The following is a 17,460-nucleotide window of genomic DNA, read 5'->3' on the forward strand; positions in this document are numbered from 1 at the left end:
GATGGGTATGAGCAAGACCATTCGGACCGCTTTCGTCCTGGCCCTGGCGGCGATGCCTGCCATGGCGCAGGTGGCGGCCGAGCATCCGGGTGCGACCACGGGCAGCGAAGGCGGCATGCCGCAGCTTGCCTTCGGCAATCCCTGGACGATCGCCCAGGTCGTCTGGATGCTGATCATCTTCGGGCTGCTGTACTACGTCATGGCGCGCTACGCCCTGCCGCAGGTGGAGGGCGTGCTCGAAGCCCGGCGGCAGCGGATCGAGGGCGACCTCGAGAGCGCTCAGGTCGCGAAGCAGCAGGCCGATGCGGCGCTGGCCGAGCTGCAGGCGGCCACCGCCAAGGCGCGGACGGAAGCGCAATCGGCGATCGCCGAGGCGACGCAGCAGGCGCAGGCCGAGGCAACCGCCCGTGGCGAGGCGCTGAACGCCAGGCTGGCGGCGCAGATCGAGGCCGCGGAGAAGCGGATCGACGCTTCGCGCATTGCGGCGCTCGGCGCGCTGCGCCAGGTCGCCTCCGACACGGCGGAGGCGGTGGTCGGCAGGCTGATCGGTCCCGCTGACCGTGGCATGGTGGAGCGCGCGGTGGACCGCGAACTCGCGGCGCGGGGGCGGGCCTGATGGCACATCATTACGAGCATTTCTGGCTCGACCCGAAATTCTGGGTCGCCGTCAGCTTCGTCATCTTTGTGGCGCTGGTCGGTCGCATGGCCTGGGCCAAGCTGACCGGCATGCTCGATGCCCGGGCGGCGCGGGTGCGATCGGAGCTGGATGAGGCCTCCCGCCTCCGCGCCGAGGCCGAGGTGCTGCTGAAGCAGGCCGAGGCTGATCGCGCCGCAGCGCTGGCGGAGGCGCAGCAGATGCTCGCCCGCGCCAGGGCGGAAGCGGCGCGTGTCGCCGAGGCCGCCGCCGCCGAGGCCGAGGTTACGGCCCAGCGGCGGGAGCGCATGGCGCTTGACCGTATCGCCGCCGCCGAAGCCGGGGCGCTGGCCGAGGTGCGCCACGCTGCGGCCGAGGTGGCGACCGCCGCCGCCCGCAGCGTGATCGCCGAGCGGATGGATGTCGCCGCGGATGCGGCGATGATCGACCGCGCCGTGGCCGACCTGCCGCGCGCCCTGCGCGCCTGAAACCAGCCTCCCTGTCGGCGGCAATGAACGGGGGTGCCGCAAGGCACCCCCGTTTCGCTTTGTAAGCGGTGCACTTCGGTTTAGCTTTGCCCCAGGCTTCGCGCTGGGAGTGCAACACGATGCGTCGCTTTGCCCTGATTGCCGCGCTGCTGTGCGGCACCGCCCTAGACGCCCAGGCCCAGGTCTTCCGCTGGGCGAATGACGGCGACGTCAATTCGATGGATCCCTACACGCGGCAGGAAACCTTCCTGCTGGCCTTCGGGTCCAATTTCTACGAGCCGCTGGTGCGGCGGGACCGCGAGATGCGGCCGGAGCCGGCGCTGGCCGAGCGCTGGGAACAGCCCTCCCCGACCGTCTGGCGCTTCCATCTGCGCCGGGGCGTGAAATTCACCGATGGCACGCCTTTCACCGCCGACGACGTGGTGTTCAGCGCGCAGCGCAGCCGCGCCCCCGGCTCCAACATCCAATCCGTGCTGGCGACGGTCAAGGATATCCGCAAGATCGACGACCACACGGTGGATTTCGAGACGCATGTCCCGAACCCCATCCTGATCCAGGAGATCACCAACTGGGGCATCTTCTCCCGCGCCTGGGCGGAGAAGCACAATTCGACGCGCCCGGCCGACCTGACCTCGCGCGAGGAGAATTTCGCCACCCGCAATGCCATGGGCACCGGGCCCTTCCGCCTGGTGCTGCGGGAGCCGGACCGGCGCACGGTGATCGAGCGCAACCCGGATTGGTGGGACACCCCCACCCACAACATCCAGCGCGCCGAGCTGAACATCATCGCCAATGATGCGACGCGGGTCGCCGCGCTGCTCTCGGGCGAGGTGGATTTCGTCTACACCGTGCCGCCGCAGGACGTGGATCGGATCAACCGGACACCCGGTGTGCGGATCATCCAGGGGCCGGAGCTGCGCACCATCTTCCTCGGCATGGACCAGATGCGGCCGCAACTGCTGAAATCCGATGTGCAGGGGAAGAACCCCTTCCAGGATGTGCGGGTCCGCCGCGCCATGCTGCTGGCGATTGACGTCAACACCATCCAGCGCACCGTCATGCGCGGCCAGTCGCGGCCTTCCAACCTGATCTACGGTCCCGGGGTGAACGGCTTCCGCGAGGAAGACGACAAGCGGCCGCCGCTCGACCTCGCCGAGGCACGCAAGCTGCTGGTGGAGGCCGGTTATCCGAACGGTTTCGGGGTGACGTTGGACTGTCCGAACGACCGCTATGTGAATGACGAGGCGATCTGCACCGCGGTGGTCGCCATGCTGGCGCGCATCAACATCCGGGTGACCCTGGCGGCGCAGACCCGCGCCCGCTTCTTCGCCGAGGTGAATGCCCCGCGCTACAACACCAGCTTCTACCTGCTGGGCTGGACGCCGACGACCTCCGACGCGCACAACGCCTTCTTCAGCCTGGCCGGCAGCCGCGACGGCTCGCGCGGCGTGTTCAACAATGGCGGCTATTCCAATCCTCGGCTGGATACGCTGATCGCCGCCATGGCGGTGGAGACCGACCCGGCGAAGCGCCAGCAAATCATCACCGACGCCAGCCGCCTGCTGCAGGAGGATGTCGGCTACATCCCGCTGCATCAGCAGCAGATCGTCTGGGCGGCGCGCCAGGGCGTGGAGGTGGTGCAGACCGCGGACAACTACATCCAGCTGCGCCACGTGCGCATGCCGGCGCGCTGAGGGGTAGGGCGGGGGCTACGGCGGATTGCGTTCGAGTGCGAACGCCAGGCCCGCTGTAGCCGGTCGTTCATGGAGCGGAGTCACGCCCCGGCCTCGCCTTGTCACATCGCTCGGCGATGGACAGGCAATTGGCGCTGCGGTCCCGGTGACGCAAACCCGCTCTGGATGTCACAGCGGAAGCTGCCTCAAAGCGCATGCACCTGCTTGAAGCACGGGTTGTGGTTCCGAACTGGCTGGCAGACCAGGGACGCCATCAGACCGAAGCCGAAAAGCCGCTGGCCGGGCGGCGGCGGTACCGGCATACCGCCGCCGCTGGCCGATCACCTCTGCACGGTGGTCGCCGCGAGGAAATTGCCGAGGCTGTCCTCCGCCACCCGCAGCCACTGGGTCTGTTCCAGCCGGAACTTGTCCCATTGCTCATGGATGCGCTTGAACCGGGCGTTGCCGGCCCCGACCTCGGCGTAGAATTCCTGGCTGGCCCGGTAGCAGGCCTGCAGCACGTCGCGCGGGAAGCCGCGGAGCTGGGTGCCGGAGGCGATGAGGCGGCGCAGTGCCTGGGGGTTCACCACGTCGTAGCGCGCCGCCATCCAGTGCCAGCCCTCGGTGCAGGCGGCATCCAGCACCGCCTTGTACGGCGCCGGCAGCGCCTCATAGGCACGGGCATTGATCATCAGGTCGATGGAGGGCGAATACTCCCACCAGCCGGGGTAGTAATAGTATTGCGCGACGCGCTGAAAGCCGAGCTTCTCGTCGTCATAGGGCCCGACCCATTCGGCGGCGTCGATCACCCCGCGCTCCAGCGCCGGGTAGATGTCCGGCCCGCCAAGCTGCTGGGCGATGACGCCGAGCTTGCTCAGCACGTTGCCGCCATAGCCGGCGATGCGGAATTTCAGCCCCTTCAGGTCGTCGATGGTGCGGATCTCCTTGCGGAACCAGCCGCCCATCTGGGCGCCGGTGTTGCCGGCCGGAATGGCGACCACCCCCTGGTCGGCATAGACCTCCTTGTAGAGGTCGCGAGCGCCGCCATGGGTCAACCAGGCCCAGTGCTGGCGAGAGGACAGGCCGAAGGGCAGGCAGGTGACCAGGGCCAGGGAAGGATCCTTGCCGAGGTAGTAGTAGCCGCTGGTGAAGCCGCATTCGACGGTTCCGCCGCCGACCGCATCCATCACCTGCAGCGCCGGCACCAACTCGCCGGGGCCGAAGACCTGGATCTGGAAGGCACCGTCGGTCATCTCGGAGACCCGGCGGGCGATGTATTCCTGGGTGCCGTAGAGCGTATCCAGCGATTTCGGGAAGCTGCCAGGGCAGCGCCAGCGAATCCGCGGCTGGGCGGAGGCGAGGTTGGGCGAGGCGAGCGTCGCGGCGCCTGCGGCGCCTGCGGTACCGCGTGCGAGAAGGCGGCGGCGGTTCATTCCTGAACAACTCCCGTGATGATTCAAAACAGTTACAGATTGCGCGGAAGCGGCGTTCGGCGCAACGCGGCAGCGGGCTGCCGGCGCCGCACCGCTTGCCTTGCCAGCGGGTAGGCCATTCCCGGCGGCGACGTTCCGGTGCCGAATGGGCCGGGTGATCTGCGGGGCCGCCAGCCGGGCATGACCATGCCCCTCATCCCGGCCTGCCCCTGAAGGACGGCAGCCAGGGCAGGCATTTTGGGCGAGCCTCGCCGGATTGCCGGGCCGCCGCCGCAGCCTGCGACGGGTGCCGCCCGCCCGACCCAAGCCATTGCTTCGCAATCGCTTAACTCTCTGCTATCGCCAGATGCCGGCAAGGCGGCCGGGCCCATGCCGAGGATCGGCGTTGATCCCCGGCGTTGGGTGGCGCAGCATTTGCTAGAGAACGGCACAGGGAATCACGCGCCCGAAGGGCGTGTGGCTAACGGGGAGACTACGGGATGCAGCCCTTTGGGCCTTCGTTGACGCGTGCGCTGAGCATTGCGGCGCTGGGGATCGGTCTGGCGTTGCCGCTTGCTGCCAAAGCCCAGGCGCCGGCCGGCGCCGCCAACACCCTCGATGCGGTCCGCGCCCGAGGTAGCCTGATCTGCGGCGTGAACACCGGCCTCGCCGGCTTTGCCCAGCCGGACAGCCAGGGCGTCTGGCGCGGCTTCGACGCGGATTACTGCCGCGCGGTCGCCGCGGCGATCTTCGGCGACCCGAACAAGGTCCGCTTCGTTCCGACCACCGCCCAGGTGCGCTTCACCGCGCTGCAGAGCGGCGAGGTGGACATGCTGGCCCGCAACACCACCTGGACGCTGTCGCGCGACACGTCGCTCGGCCTCGATTTCACCGCGACCAATTTCTATGACGGCCAGGGCTTCATGGTGAAGGCCAGCGCCGGGGTGAAGTCGGCGAAGGAACTGGAAGGCGCCACCATCTGCGTCCAGCCCGGCACCACCACCGAGCAGAACCTGACCGACTGGGCCCGCGCCAACCGCATCCGCTTCACCCCGGTGGTGATCGAGCGGCTGGAGGAGTTGCTCTCGGCCTATGTCTCCGGCCGCTGCGACGCCTATACCACCGACGTCTCTGGCCTGGCTGCGACCCGCAGCGCCCAGCAGCGCCCGGCCGACCACCTCATCCTGCCTGACATCATCAGCAAGGAGCCGCTGGCGCTCGGCGTGCGCCAGGGCGACGCCCGCTTCGCCGACATCACCCGCTGGGTCCATTTCCTCCTGCTGAGCGCTGAGGAGTTCGGCATCACCCAGGCGAATGTCGACCAGATGGCTAATGACCCGCGGCCGGAGGTGCAGCGTATCCTCGGCAAGAATGGTGGTCTCGGGGAAATGCTCGGTCTCCAGAACGGTTGGGCGGTGAACGTGCTGAAGGCCGTGGGCAATTACGGCGAGCTGTTCCAGCGCCATCTGGTGCCGCTCGGCATCCAGCGTGGCCCGAACGCGCTGTGGACCCAGGGCGGGCTGCAATTCTCGCCGCCGTTCCGGTGAGCTGGCTCGGCCGGGCCCGAACGCCCGGCCGCCTCCGCGGCCCGCACTGAACCGCAAGGACGTATGCGATGTCCGACTCAACGATCGACCCGCGTTCTCTCCGGACGCCGCCGAGGCGGCCGCTGCGATTATCCTGGTCGGACGAGCGGGTGCGCGGCATCGTCTGGCAGGTGCTGGTCGTCGGCCTGGTTGGCAGCATTGTCTGGTGGTTGTGGTCGAACACGGTCCACAACCTGGAGGTTCGGCGGATCGCCACCGGCTTCGGCTTCCTCACCCGCGAGGCCGGGTTGCCGATCGCCGAGCACGTCATCGACTACAGCCCGACCGACACCTATTTCCGCGCCTTGATGGTCGGCCTGCTCAATACGCTGAAGGTCGCCATCGTCGGCATCATCCTGGCGACCATCCTCGGCACGCTGATCGGCATCGCCCGGCTGTCGAAGAACTGGCTGCTGGCCAAGCTCGCCGCCGTCTATGTCGAGGTGATCCGCGACCTGCCGCTGCTGCTGCAGCTGCTGTTCTGGTACGCCATCCTGCAGGGGCTGCCCGGGCCTCGCCAGGCGATCCATCCGATGGAGGGCGTGTTCCTTTCGAACCGTGGGCTCAAGCTGCCCTGGATCGAATGGCAGGACGGCCACAGCTATGCGCTGCTGATGCTCATCCTGGGCGCGGTGGCGACCTGGCTCTACCGCCGGCAGGCGCTGGCGAGGCAGATGCGGGACGGCAGGCCGCGGCCGGTCTGGCCGGTCGGCCTCGGGCTGACGCTGGGGCTGCCGCTGGTGGTCTGGGCCGCCGCCGGGGCGCCCTGGACAGTGGATTGGCCGGCGCTGCGCGGCTTCAACTTCCAGGGCGGGCTGAACGTCAGCCCGGAATATTTCGCGTTGCTGCTCGGCCTCGTGCTCTACACCGCCGGCTTCATCGCCGAGATCGTCCGCGCCGGCATCCAGGCGGTCGCCCTTGGCCAGTGGGAGGCGGCGCAGGCACTCGGATTGCGGTCCGGCCAGGTGCTGAAGCTGATCGTGCTGCCGCAGGCGCTGCGCGTCATCATCCCGCCGATGACCAGCCAATACCTCAACATCACCAAGAACAGCTCGCTGGCGGTGGCGATCGGCTACCAGGACATCGTCAGCATCGCCAATACCACCCTGAACCAGACCGGGCAGGCGATCGAGGGCATCGCCATCATCATGCTGGTCTACCTGACGATCAGCCTGTCCATCAGCCTGTTCATGAACTGGTACAATGCGCGCATCGCGCTGGTGGAGAGGTGACGGGCATGAGCGATCTCACCCTCAACACCCCCGCCGCCGCCTCGCCCGAAGCCGTATCGCGCAGCGCGCCGTTGAGCCAGGTGGGGCTGCTCGGCTGGGCACGTGCCAACCTCTTCTCCGGCTGGCTGAACACCGCGGTGACGCTGGTGCTGGCCTATCTGCTGATCCGCTGGATCGTCGGCTTCGCCGAATGGGGCATCGTCAACGCCATCTGGTCGGTGCCGGACAACCAGACCCAGGCCTGCCGCGACCTCAAGGGCACCGGCGCCTGCTGGGCGGTGATCGCCGAGAAGCACCGCTTCATCCTGTTCGGCACCTACCCTTTCGAGGAGCATTGGCGCCCGGCGCTCTGCGTGTTGCTGTTCATCGGCCTCTACGTCGTCTCGGCGATGCGGCGGTTCTGGCGGCCGGTGCTGGGGTTGATCTGGGCGGTGGTGCTGACCTTGATCGGCGTGCTGATGTGGGGCGGTGTCGCCGGCTTGTCCTATGTGCCGCAGGAGCGCTGGGGTGGGCTGGTCATCACCCTGATCCTGGCGACCTTCGGCCTCGCCTTCGCCTTCCCGCTGGCCATCCTGGTGGCGCTCGGCCGGCGGTCGAAGCTGCCGGCGATCAAGGCGCTCTGCGTGCTGTATGTGGAGCTGATCCGCGGCGTGCCGCTGATCAGCCTGCTGTTCATGGCCAGCGTGATGTTCCCGCTCTTCCTGCCGGAGGGCATGAACATCGACAAGCTGCTGCGCGCCCAGATCGCCATCATCCTCTTCGCCGGCGCCTACCTGGCGGAGGTGGTCCGCGGTGGGCTGCAGGCGCTGCCGAAGGGGCAGTACGAGGCAGCCGACGCACTGGGCCTCAGCTACTGGCAGAAGACCGGCTTCATCATCCTGCCGCAGGCGTTGCGGATGGTGATCCCGCCGCTGGTGAACACCTTCATCGGCTTCTTCAAGGATACCTCGCTGGTGCTGATCATCGGCATCTTCGACCTGCTGACCGCCGGCAAGACCGCGATCATCGAGCCGGCGTGGCAGGGCTTCGGCATCGAGGTCTACATCACCGTCGGCGCCATCTACTTCGTCTTCTGCTTCGCGATGAGCAAATACAGCCAGAATCTTGAGGCGGAGCTGAACCGTCACCGCCGGCGCTGAGGCATGGCCGCGCCCGACCCAAGGCCGGGCGCGGCCCTCCATCTGTTGGGTCGCGTGAGTCCCGCCTGCCGCAGGCGACCACGCTCTGAAGGGACCAGTCGATGAGCGAGACCCTGGAACAAATCGCCTCCGCCGCGCGCACCGATGCGCCGCCGGCCATCCTGCTCGACAAGGTGAACAAGTGGTTCGGGGCGCTGCATGTGCTGCGCGACGTTTCGCTGAACGTGGCATTGGGTGAGCGGCTGGTGGTCTGCGGCCCCTCGGGCTCGGGCAAATCCACCATGATCCGCTGCATCAACCGGCTGGAGACCCACCAGGAAGGCCGCATCGTCGTCAATGGAATCGAGTTGTCGGACGATGTGAAGGCGCTGGACGACATCCGCCGCGAGGTCGGCATGGTGTTCCAGAGCTTCAACCTGTTCCCGCACCTGACCATTCTGGAGAATTGCACCCTGGCCCCGATCTGGGTCCGTCGCATGCCGAAGGCGCAGGCGGAGGAACTGGCGATGGAATACCTCACCCGCGTCCGCATCCCGGAGCAGGCGAAGAAATACCCGGGCCAGCTTTCCGGCGGCCAGCAGCAGCGGGTGGCGATCGCCCGGGCGCTCTGCATGAAGCCGAAGATCATGCTGTTTGACGAGCCGACCAGCGCGCTGGACCCGGAGATGATCAAGGAGGTGCTGGACACCATGGTCTCGCTGGCCGAGGACGGCATGACCATGATCTGCGTAACTCATGAGATGGGCTTCGCCCGCCAGGTGGCGGACCGGGTGGTGTTCATGGACCGCGGCGAGATCGTCGAGATGGGCACCCCGGCCCAGATGTTCGAAAGCCCGCAGACCGAGCGGCTGAAGCTCTTCCTCAGCCAGATCCTGCGGGGGCATTAGCGGGTCGGCCGCTTCAGCGTTGCTGTATTGCCGCGTGGTCGATGCCTTCGGGTGCTCCTATCCTGGTCGACCACGCTCTCGGCTGGCGGCATCGACTCGATGGGCGACGTCTATCGCTTTCCAGGAGCTTCCCCACCGATGGCGGGGCCCTTGCGCAACGGCTGACGACATCGACTGGCGTTGCTGCTGCGACAGCCATCAGCAGCAGTACTGCCGTATACGGCACCCTCATTTCCAGCAGTCATCTTGGGACAGGGGCGTGGTGTAAAAATTCCTGACAGTCTCATGCCATGGCACTCCCGGCAGTGAGCGCAGGCCGGGTGGGGTGCCCTTGTTGCCACCATTCCGCCACAGAAATTACAATGGTCTTTGCCCTGGAACTGAGTTCGCCGCGCGGAGGCTGGTCGGCGGACTCGCGTATCGGCGTGGCGAGCCGATGACCCTGGAGCGGATCGCCTAAGCCGGATGGCGAATCCGCTCGGCGGATGCAAGTGCGACAGGCCTGACGCCCGCGTCCCGGCGAAGGGTGTGTGGAAACCGGCAATGACACTGGGCATCGGCACATGGTCGCCGCGCACCAGGCTGGCAGTGAGGTAGTTCCGTTGCTCCGCAGCGCACAGCCGGACGCCGGCCGTGCATCGCCTGCGCGTGATCCGGTCCCGGTTCCGAATGAGAGTCGAGGAATTTTACATGAGGTGGATGCTGCCTAGTCTGGCAGCGTTAAATCTTTGAAAAAACATAGTTATTCCCCCTGGCATGTAGGTTGCTATCACCCCGTAGTGTTTCACAACCAGTGACTCGGGGTCCGAAGATGCTGAAGTTTACCTCCAAGCTTGCCGCGGCCGTCCTGGCCATCGGCCTCTGCTTCGGGTCGCTCGCGCGAACCGCCCAAGCCGAGCCGGTGATGAGTTCGATCAATGGGACTTTCTCGGCCGGGCTCAATAATGTCAAAACGTCGCCTACGGGGCAGAATATCAACGTCGGCCTGACCTACACAAATGTCGGGGGTTCGGTCCAGGGCACGTCGGGCGACTTTGACGGACTCTGGGGCGGCACGACCTCGTTCACCATGCCAACCTTCACGGTAGCCATGGGAGAGGATGTAAGCTTCAACGCGGACTGGGGCAGCTTCGTTGGTGACGTGGTGGCGACAAGCTTTCAGCTGTCGGGTACCAACCGCGTTGTCAACTTCTCCGTGCTGGGTATCTTCACTCCATCGGGCGATCTCAGCGCCTACTCCGCGGGTGCGATGAGCCTCATCTTCGCGCTGACCCAGACCACCAGCGGCGGCGCCATTGGGGCATCCTTCAGCGCCGCCTCTCCGCCGACGGTGACCCCGGTGCCTGAGCCGATGTCGCTCTCCCTGCTCGGCGCCGGCCTGCTCGCCTTCGGGATGGCACGCCGCGCCCATCGGCGGGATCAGCGCCTCGACGCCTGATCGCTTTCAGGCTGATCTTCGATGGCGGTGTGGCGCAAGCCGCACCGCCATTTTCATATGGCCGCCCGCAAAGACGCGCAGGTCGACACCGGGCAGCGCGAGGCTGGGGGCTCGGGCACCTCGTAGGGATAGGTTATCGTAGCCAAGCCGTCGGCCTCGACGCTGCCGCCGAGGAACACGCCGGCGGTAGCCGTGCCAGCGTAGTCCGCATGCGGGACCATGAAGATTGAAGGTCAGCGGGCTCCGTGGCCGATCCGTCCGGCAACGCGTGAACGAACGCAAGTGCTGTGCCAGGCGCACGCCCAATAATTCCCTTAGAATGAAGTATTAATTTCACATCTTGGTGTAAAATCTAATGACTCACCCTGCGAGGGGCTGGCTCCTTGGAGGGGCACCCATCTCGGGCTCTTGCCTTCCCGTCCAACCCGAGCCTATGCGTTGCGGCGTTCCGGCTCCGGGGCATCCTTCACCTTGACCACATCCTCCGTCGACGGCCATCGCCGCGCCCTGACTCCGGCCCTGCTGCTCGGCGTGCTCGGGGTGGTCTATGGCGATATCGGCACCAGCCCGCTCTACGCCCTCAAGGCCTCGGTCCTGCATTTCGCCTCGGATGGGGTGGAGCGATGGGAGGTCCTCGGGCTGCTCAGCCTGATCTTCTGGTCGCTCATCCTCACTGTTACGGTGAAATACGTCGTCTTCGTGCTGCGCGCCGACAACCGTGGCGAGGGCGGCATCCTGGCGCTGATGGCGCTGGCCCAGCGCTGCGCCCGGACCGAGCGGGGCCGCTGGCTGGTGGCGCTGGTCGGCATGGCCGGCGCCTGCCTGTTCTTCGGCGACGGCATCATCACGCCGGCCATCTCGGTGCTCTCGGCGGTGGAGGGGCTGAAAGTGGTCTCGCCCGCCTTCGAGGAGGCGGTGATCCCGCTCTCGGTCATCATTCTGCTCGGGCTTTTTCTGGTGCAGTACCGCGGCACCAGCAGCATGGGCGCGGTGTTCGGGCCGATCTGCGCCCTGTGGTTCGCCACCATCGGCATCCTCGGCCTGATCGAGATCGTGCGGGAGCCGGAGGTGCTGGTCGCCCTGTCGCCGACCTATGCCATCCACTTCTGCGCCGTCTACCGGCTGGCCGCCTTCATCGCCATGGGCAGCGTGGTGCTGGCGGTGACCGGGGCGGAGGCGCTGTACGCGGATATGGGGCATTTCGGAAAGCGGCCGATCCAGCTGGCCTGGATGGGCTTCGTGCTGCCGGCGCTGGCGCTGAACTACTTCGGCCAGGGGGCGCTGCTGCTCTCCACCCCGGGGGCGCTGGAGAACCCCTTCTACCTGCTGGCGCCGGAATGGCTGCGCCTGCCGCTGGTGGTGCTGGCGACCGCGGCCACCATCATCGCCAGTCAGGCCATGATCTCCGGTGCCTATTCGATCGCCCGGCAATGCGTCCAGCTCGGCTTCTCGCCGCGGCTCGTGGTGCGGCACACCAGCGAGACCGAGGAGGGCCAGATCTACCTGCCGCAGGTGAACTTCGCCCTGCTGCTCGGCGTGATCATCCTGGTGCTGGAATTCCGCAGTTCCGACAGCTTGGCGGCGGCCTATGGCATCGCCGTCACCGGCACCTTCCTCTGCACCTCCTGCCTGGCCCTGCTGGTGTTCCGACGGCAGTTCCGCTGGCCGGCGGCGCTGGTGGCCGTCGTCTTCGGGCCGCTGCTGGCGCTGGATGCGGTGTTCTTCATCGCCAATGTCCTGAAGATTCCGGACGGCGGCTACGTACCGCTGGTGCTCGGCGCCATACTGATGGTGCTGATGACCACCTGGTACCGCGGCCGGCAGCTGCTCTTCGCCAGATTTCGCCAGGACAGCCTGCCGCTGAAATCCTTCCTCGCCCGGCTGCCGCAGAGCCGCACCGTCCGGGTGCCCGGCGTTGCCGTTTTCATGACCGGCCAGGCGGATTTCGTCCCCGGCGCGCTGCTGCACAACCTGAAGCACAATAAGGTGCTGCACGAGCGCGTCCTGTTCGTGACGGTGCTGAACGAGGACGTGCCGCAGGTGCCGGCCGACCGCCGGATGGAGCTGACCGAGCTGGCCGCCGGCATCCACCGCGTCATCCTCCGGTACGGCTTCCAGGAAAGTCCCAACATCCCGCGCGAGCTGATCTCCCTGCGCGAGGCCGGCGTCGCCTTCGAGCCGATGCAGACCAGCTACTTCCTGGGACGGGAGACGCTGGTGCAGGCGGTGGTGCCGAAGATGTCGCGCTGGCGGCAATGGCTGTTCACCCTGATGTCCCGCAATGCGGTGCCGGCGACGGAGTTCTTCCGCATCCCCTCGGACCGGGTGGTCGAGCTCGGCGTGCGGGTGGCGATTTGAACTGCCAGCAGCATGCCGCGTTCTGCTCTGCCCGGTGGGCCGCGCCTCCGCGGCCGCCAGGTTTTGTTGAGCCAGCGAGTCACGCCCTGGGTGCTTCCAGCCGGGGCGATCGCGGGTCAGGCGCGGAAGGCAGGACGACGGCATGCCTCTGGTGACCCTGGTGATGGCATCGGGGCCCGGCTTCCCCGTGGGCAGCCCGGTGCACCGCTACGAGATGGAGGTGACGCTGAACGGCGAGCGCCAGCTGGACAGCGCCGCCTGGCGAGCCGACCCCAACCCCTGGCCCGCCCGCCGCGTCTGGCCGGACGGGCCGCCGCGGGAGGGTGACGTGCAGCACGACCCGGAAGCCGGCTGGTCGCTGCGCTTCCAGCCGCTGGCCGGGGAGGCGGCGGATGCGGGGCCGCAGGTGCTGATCCGCCACGCCGCGCAGTTCCGTCCCGGCGAATACGTCACCATCCTGGAGCCGGACGGCCGCGAATACGGCTACCGCATCGTCAGCGTCGGGTAGCGGCGCAGCCACGCCGACCGGCTGCTTCGCGCAGAGGCCAGACGGGCCGCCCGGCGCTTGAGATGCCCTGACCCTCAGGGCTGCCGAGATCAACGCCGCCGGCTGGCATGCCACCGCAGCAGGGTAAGCTGGCCGGAGGCGACCAGGCGGTGGCGCAGCAGCCAGCTTTCCACCTCGGCCAGCAGGGCCGCGGTCGCCCCAGGGCTGGCCGGGCGGCCTGCCGCACGCAACCCCGGCATCAGCCGGCCGAAGGCCTCGACGATGCCGCTGCAATGCCGCTGGCTGGCGTCCTCCGTGACATGGACCTGGAAGCCGGCGGCGTGCAGCGCCGCCTCCACCGCGGCGCGTGAGGGCGGTGGGGCGGACCGGGTTTCCAGCTGCATCCAGCGCCGAAGCGCCGCCTGGCGCTGGCCAGCTGAGGCGCCCTCCACCAACTCCAGCAGCACGAATTGGCCGCCCGGTTTCAGCCCGCCGGCGATGGCGGCACAGAGCGGTCCGGGCCGCGGATCCGGCCGCAGCGGTTCCAGTGCCAGCGCATGCTGGTGGAAACCTTTCCGGAAAGCCGGCTGCTGGGGCGACCAGGGCCTTACCTCGATGCGCCGACCGAAGGGGCGCAGCCGCGCCGCCATCCGCGCGGCGGCGACGGGGTCATGCTGGTGGCTGGCGATCCAGGCGCCGCGCTGGGTGGCGATGGCGGCCGCGGCGCCGCCGGCATCCTGACCCAGCAGCAGCAGCGTGGTGGCCGGGGAGAGTGGCAGCAGGCCGGACAGCCGCAGCGCCTCCGCCGCGCCGCCCGGGCCGGTGAAGCCGGCGTCCCACAGCCGCTCCGCCCAATCGGTGCGGGCGAGGGCAAGGCTCTCGGCCTCTGGAGCGCCCTCGGGTGCGGGAAGTGGATGGGGCAGGTCCGCCAGCTGTGGCGCATCGGCCGCTGCCGCCGTCAGCGCCCGGCGGAACCGCCGCGCCCGCGCCGCGACGGCCGATAGCGGTGCCGCGTTCCGCAGGCCGGTGATCAGCCGGCCAGCCTGAGGCAGCAGTGCCGTGGACAGGGCCTGGAACACGGGTGGCGGTCCTCGAAAGATCGCCAGAGCACCATGCCGAGGTGAAGGAAGCGTTTCACTGGAGCAGATCGCTGGAAGCCTGAAGGCGTGGCTCCGCTCTGGCAGCAACCACGCGCCATGCGCACCTGAGCCGATTGCCGGAGCATTGCCCGGCAGGACAGAGTCACGCCTCCGGGCGATGCCGCCCTTCAGCAATATGCGTCAGGCTTGGATGCTGGGGGAGAGGCCGCCGGTCGCGCTATGCGGAGACCGGCGGGAACCCTGGTGGAGCCAGGCGGAATCGAACCGCCGACCTCTTGAATGCCATTCAAGCGCTCTCCCAACTGAGCTATGGCCCCCCGGGGAGTGGGGGCGGGGTATAACCGTCGCCCGCAGGACACGCAAGGGCCTGCGAGGGCCTTCCACGCACGGCGTCGGCCGATTAGCTTGCGCCGCGTCGGTGCCGTATTCCAAGTGCCACGGATTGCCGGATGGCACGCCGGAAGCCGGCTGAAACAGAGGGAGCTCCGCCGCATGGGCAAGGTCTATCCGGACGCGAAGGCGGCATTGGCCGGCGCGCTCCGCGACGGCATGGTCATCCTCTCCGGCGGCTTCGGCCTCTGTGGCATCCCCTCGCTGCTGATCGAGGCGATCCGCGACAGCGGGGTAAAGGATCTCACTATCGTCTCGAACAATGCCGGCATCGACGATGCGGGGCTCGGCCTGCTGCTGCAGACCCGGCAGGTCCGCAAGATGGTCAGCAGCTACGTCGGCGAGAACGCCACCTTCGCCAGGCAGTACCTGGCCGGGGAGCTTGAGATCGAGTTCAACCCCCAGGGCACGCTGGCCGAGCGGATCCGCGCCGGCGGCGCCGGCATCCCGGCCTTCTACACCAAGACCGGCGTCGGTACCGCGGTGGCCGAAGGCAAGCCCACTGCCGAATTCGACGGCGAGACCTATGTGCAGGAACGCGGGATCGTCGGCGACCTCGCCATCATCCACGCCTGGATGGGCGATACCGAGGGCAATCTGGTCTACCGGCGCACCGCGCGGAACTTCAACCCGGTGATGGCGACCGCGGCGAAGCTGACGGTGGCGCAGGTCGAGCATCTGGTGCAGCCGGGCGACCTTGACCCCGACCACATCGTCACCCCCGGGATCTTCGTGAAGCGCCTCATCCAATGCCCACCGGGCTATGAGAAGCGCATCGAGCAACGCACGGTGCGCAAGCGCGAACCGGCGACTGCCGCCACCGGCGAGGAGGTCTGACCCATGCCCTGGACCCGCGACCAGATGGCCGCCCGCGCCGCCCGCGAGCTGGAGGACGGCTTCTACGTCAACCTCGGCATCGGCATCCCGACCCTGGTGGCCAACCATGTGCCGCCAGGCATCAACGTGCAGCTGCAGAGCGAGAACGGCATGCTCGGCCTCGGCCCCTTCCCTTATGAGGGGGAGGAGGATCCCGACCTGATCAACGCCGGCAAGCAGACCATCACGGCGCTGCCGACCAGCAGCTATTTTTCGAGTGCCGACAGCTTCGCCATGATCCGCGGCGGCCACATCGATCTTTCGATCCTGGGTGCACTCCAGGTGGCGGCGAATGGCGACCTCGCCAATTGGATGATCCCGGGCAAGATGGTGAAGGGGATGGGTGGGGCAATGGACCTCGTCGCCGGGGTGAAGAAGGTGGTGGTGCTGATGGAACACACCGCCGGCGGCAAGCCGAAGCTGCTGAAGCAATGCACCCTGCCGCTGACCGGGCAGCGGGTGGTGGACATGGTCATCACCGAACTCGGCGTCTTCGAGCTGGCCCGCCGCGGCGAAACCTCGGTCCGACTGCTCGAGTTGGCGCCCGAGGTCACGCTGGATGAGGTGAAGGCGAAAACCGAGGCGGAGTTCGTGGTGGCGAACAGCCGCTAGAGAGGATCGCGGAGAGGGGTTTGCGCCCTGGAGCGTGAAGCCGCCCTGTAAACAACAGGCCGGGCGCATCGATCCGGTCTAGCCTCTGTGACATTTTCACGGCAGGATCAGGCATTGCGGGTTCGTCCGCTGCACCCATCTCCGGGTTTCCCTGGCGTCTGATCCGGACAGTCGTCCGACTGGCGCTCTCCCTTCCTTGGGGAAAATTGCCGTGAACATTCAGACTCCCGCTGGCCTGGCCGAGACGAAAGCCTCGGAGGAGTCCCGTCCGAGCCGCGCGGAGGCCGAGGCGGCGATGCGCATCCTGTTGCGCTGGGCCGGCGACGACCCCGACCGGGAAGGGCTGATCGACACCCCTTCCCGCGTCGTCCGCGCCTATGAGGAGTTCTTCGCCGGCTACGCCACCGACCCGGTCGAACTGCTCGCCCGCTCCTTCGAGGAGACGGATGGCTATGACGAGATGGTGGTGCTGCGCGACATCCGGCTGGAGAGCCATTGCGAGCACCATGTCGTCCCGATCATCGGGCGGGCGCATATCGCCTACCTCCCCGCCGGAAGGGTGGTCGGCATCAGCAAGCTGGCGCGGGTGCTGGAGGTCTATGCCAAGCGGCTGCAGATCCAGGAGAAGCTGACGGCGCAGGTGGCCAATTGCATCAATGACGTGCTGAAGCCGAAGGGCGTGGCCGTGGTCATCGAGGCCGCGCACCAGTGCATGACGACGCGGGGCATCCACAAGCCCGGCGTTTCCATGGTTACCAGCCGGATGCTCGGGGCCTTCCGCGACGATCCCTCCACCCGGCGGGAATTCCTCGCGATGATCGCCGGGCAGCGCAGCGGCGCCGAAGGCTGACCGGCCCATCGCGCCTCAGCGGCAGTCGCGCGCGGCGTAGTCGGCGGTGCGCGCCGCCCGTCCCGCATCCCGCTGGCCACCGGTGACGGCGGCGCGCGCCGCGGCATCCTGCGCTTCCGCCACCGCTTCCTCGCAGTAGGAGCCGGGCGCCGGCACGATCACCCGCTGGGCCTCGACCTGCGGCGCATAGGGCGAAGCAGTGGAATAGGCCGCCGGCGCGGTCGCGACGGTGCGTTCCACGGCGCAGCCGGCGAGCATCGTCAGCATGGCGATCGCCAGGGTTGGTCGCATGGGCTCT

16 protein-coding genes and 1 tRNA gene are annotated in these 17,460 nt (G+C 67.8%); 13 read left to right on the forward strand and 4 right to left on the reverse strand.

Annotation, left to right across the window (positions count from 1 at the left end):
- Window positions 1-7: 7 nt before the first annotated feature.
- From H7965_RS19915 to H7965_RS19925, 3 genes are all read left to right on the forward strand, one after another.
- Complete coding sequence (locus H7965_RS19915) at window positions 8-616, forward strand: F0F1 ATP synthase subunit B family protein (protein WP_229682719.1); 609 nt, start codon at window positions 8-10, stop codon at window positions 614-616.
- Window positions 616-1,122, forward strand: a complete 507-nt coding sequence (locus H7965_RS19920; RefSeq protein WP_186772343.1) for a F0F1 ATP synthase subunit B family protein — start codon at window positions 616-618, stop codon at window positions 1,120-1,122. Before H7965_RS19915 ends, H7965_RS19920 begins: the two co-directional genes overlap by 1 nt.
- Before the next feature lie 119 nt (window positions 1,123-1,241).
- Window positions 1,242-2,816, forward strand: a complete 1,575-nt coding sequence (locus H7965_RS19925; protein ID WP_186772344.1) for an ABC transporter substrate-binding protein — start codon at window positions 1,242-1,244, stop codon at window positions 2,814-2,816.
- A gap of 320 nt (window positions 2,817-3,136) precedes the next feature.
- Here H7965_RS19925 and H7965_RS19930 read toward each other — a convergent pair whose 3' ends face one another.
- A complete protein-coding gene (locus H7965_RS19930) occupies window positions 3,137-4,228 on the reverse strand; it encodes a TRAP transporter substrate-binding protein (RefSeq protein WP_186772345.1) in 1,092 nt (363 codons plus the stop codon).
- Between the two features lie 479 nt (window positions 4,229-4,707).
- Between H7965_RS19930 and H7965_RS19935 the strand changes: the two genes are divergently transcribed.
- The 7 genes from H7965_RS19935 (at window position 4,708) to H7965_RS19965 (ending at window position 13,355) form a co-directional block, all read left to right on the forward strand.
- A complete protein-coding gene (locus H7965_RS19935; RefSeq protein ID WP_186772346.1) occupies window positions 4,708-5,754 on the forward strand; it encodes an amino acid ABC transporter substrate-binding protein in 1,047 nt (348 codons plus the stop codon).
- Window positions 5,755-5,822: 68 nt separating this feature from the next.
- Window positions 5,823-7,025, forward strand: coding sequence for an amino acid ABC transporter permease (locus tag H7965_RS19940; protein ID WP_186772347.1), 1,203 nt, complete (start codon window positions 5,823-5,825; stop codon window positions 7,023-7,025).
- A 5-nt stretch (window positions 7,026-7,030) separates the two neighbouring features.
- On the forward strand, window positions 7,031-8,164 hold the full coding sequence (locus H7965_RS19945) for an amino acid ABC transporter permease (protein WP_186772348.1): 1,134 nt from the start codon (window positions 7,031-7,033) through the stop codon (window positions 8,162-8,164).
- A 101-nt stretch (window positions 8,165-8,265) separates the two neighbouring features.
- Entirely contained in the window at window positions 8,266-9,051 is a 786-nt protein-coding gene (locus H7965_RS19950; RefSeq protein ID WP_186772349.1) for an amino acid ABC transporter ATP-binding protein, read from the forward strand.
- A gap of 811 nt (window positions 9,052-9,862) precedes the next feature.
- Window positions 9,863-10,489, forward strand: a complete 627-nt coding sequence (locus H7965_RS19955) for a PEP-CTERM sorting domain-containing protein (RefSeq protein ID WP_186772350.1) — start codon at window positions 9,863-9,865, stop codon at window positions 10,487-10,489.
- Window positions 10,490-10,960: 471 nt separating this feature from the next.
- Window positions 10,961-12,847, forward strand: coding sequence for a potassium transporter Kup (locus H7965_RS19960; protein ID WP_229682720.1), 1,887 nt, complete (start codon window positions 10,961-10,963; stop codon window positions 12,845-12,847).
- A 142-nt stretch (window positions 12,848-12,989) separates the two neighbouring features.
- The gene (locus H7965_RS19965) at window positions 12,990-13,355 is read left to right on the forward strand and encodes a hypothetical protein (protein WP_186772351.1); all 366 of its coding nucleotides are present in this window, start codon (window positions 12,990-12,992) and stop codon (window positions 13,353-13,355) included.
- A gap of 89 nt (window positions 13,356-13,444) precedes the next feature.
- Here the strand turns inward: H7965_RS19965 and H7965_RS19970 are convergent, their stop codons facing one another.
- Window positions 13,445-14,413 (reverse strand): hypothetical protein, encoded by a 969-nt coding sequence (locus H7965_RS19970; protein ID WP_186772352.1) that lies wholly within the window; start codon window positions 14,411-14,413, stop codon window positions 13,445-13,447.
- A 262-nt stretch (window positions 14,414-14,675) separates the two neighbouring features.
- Window positions 14,676-14,751, reverse strand: a tRNA-Ala gene (locus tag H7965_RS19975).
- A gap of 175 nt (window positions 14,752-14,926) precedes the next feature.
- Here H7965_RS19975 and H7965_RS19980 point away from each other — a divergent pair.
- The 3 genes from H7965_RS19980 to folE all read left to right on the forward strand — a co-directional run bounded on the left by H7965_RS19980 (window position 14,927) and on the right by folE (window position 17,162).
- Complete coding sequence (locus H7965_RS19980; RefSeq protein WP_186772353.1) at window positions 14,927-15,661, forward strand: CoA transferase subunit A; 735 nt, start codon at window positions 14,927-14,929, stop codon at window positions 15,659-15,661.
- A gap of 3 nt (window positions 15,662-15,664) precedes the next feature.
- Window positions 15,665-16,312, forward strand: coding sequence for a CoA transferase subunit B (locus tag H7965_RS19985; RefSeq protein WP_186772354.1), 648 nt, complete (start codon window positions 15,665-15,667; stop codon window positions 16,310-16,312).
- Window positions 16,313-16,523: 211 nt separating this feature from the next.
- The gene (gene folE / locus H7965_RS19990; protein WP_186772355.1) at window positions 16,524-17,162 is read left to right on the forward strand and encodes a GTP cyclohydrolase I FolE; all 639 of its coding nucleotides are present in this window, start codon (window positions 16,524-16,526) and stop codon (window positions 17,160-17,162) included.
- Between the two features lie 15 nt (window positions 17,163-17,177).
- Here folE and H7965_RS19995 read toward each other — a convergent pair whose 3' ends face one another.
- Entirely contained in the window at window positions 17,178-17,453 is a 276-nt protein-coding gene (locus H7965_RS19995; protein ID WP_186772356.1) for a hypothetical protein, read from the reverse strand.
- Window positions 17,454-17,460: the final 7 nt, after the last annotated feature.

Source organism: Siccirubricoccus deserti, assembly GCF_014283215.1.
Taxonomy (GTDB): Bacteria; Pseudomonadota; Alphaproteobacteria; order Acetobacterales; family Acetobacteraceae; genus Siccirubricoccus; species Siccirubricoccus deserti.

Coding starts and splice junctions, on each gene's coding strand:
- H7965_RS19955 (WP_186772350.1), top strand. CDS start 9,863: ATGCTGAAGTTTACCTCCAAGCTTGCCGCGGCCGTCCTGGCCATCGGC.
- H7965_RS19935 (WP_186772346.1), top strand. CDS start 4,708: ATGCAGCCCTTTGGGCCTTCGTTGACGCGTGCGCTGAGCATTGCGGCG.
- H7965_RS19965 (WP_186772351.1), top strand. CDS start 12,990: ATGCCTCTGGTGACCCTGGTGATGGCATCGGGGCCCGGCTTCCCCGTG.
- H7965_RS19925 (WP_186772344.1), top strand. CDS start 1,242: ATGCGTCGCTTTGCCCTGATTGCCGCGCTGCTGTGCGGCACCGCCCTA.
- H7965_RS19985 (WP_186772354.1), top strand. CDS start 15,665: ATGCCCTGGACCCGCGACCAGATGGCCGCCCGCGCCGCCCGCGAGCTG.
- H7965_RS19995 (WP_186772356.1), bottom strand. CDS start 17,453: ATGCGACCAACCCTGGCGATCGCCATGCTGACGATGCTCGCCGGCTGC.
- H7965_RS19920 (WP_186772343.1), top strand. CDS start 616: ATGGCACATCATTACGAGCATTTCTGGCTCGACCCGAAATTCTGGGTC.
- H7965_RS19945 (WP_186772348.1), top strand. CDS start 7,031: ATGAGCGATCTCACCCTCAACACCCCCGCCGCCGCCTCGCCCGAAGCC.
- H7965_RS19940 (WP_186772347.1), top strand. CDS start 5,823: ATGTCCGACTCAACGATCGACCCGCGTTCTCTCCGGACGCCGCCGAGG.
- H7965_RS19950 (WP_186772349.1), top strand. CDS start 8,266: ATGAGCGAGACCCTGGAACAAATCGCCTCCGCCGCGCGCACCGATGCG.
- H7965_RS19915 (WP_229682719.1), top strand. CDS start 8: ATGAGCAAGACCATTCGGACCGCTTTCGTCCTGGCCCTGGCGGCGATG.
- H7965_RS19930 (WP_186772345.1), bottom strand. CDS start 4,228: ATGAACCGCCGCCGCCTTCTCGCACGCGGTACCGCAGGCGCCGCAGGC.
- H7965_RS19980 (WP_186772353.1), top strand. CDS start 14,927: ATGGGCAAGGTCTATCCGGACGCGAAGGCGGCATTGGCCGGCGCGCTC.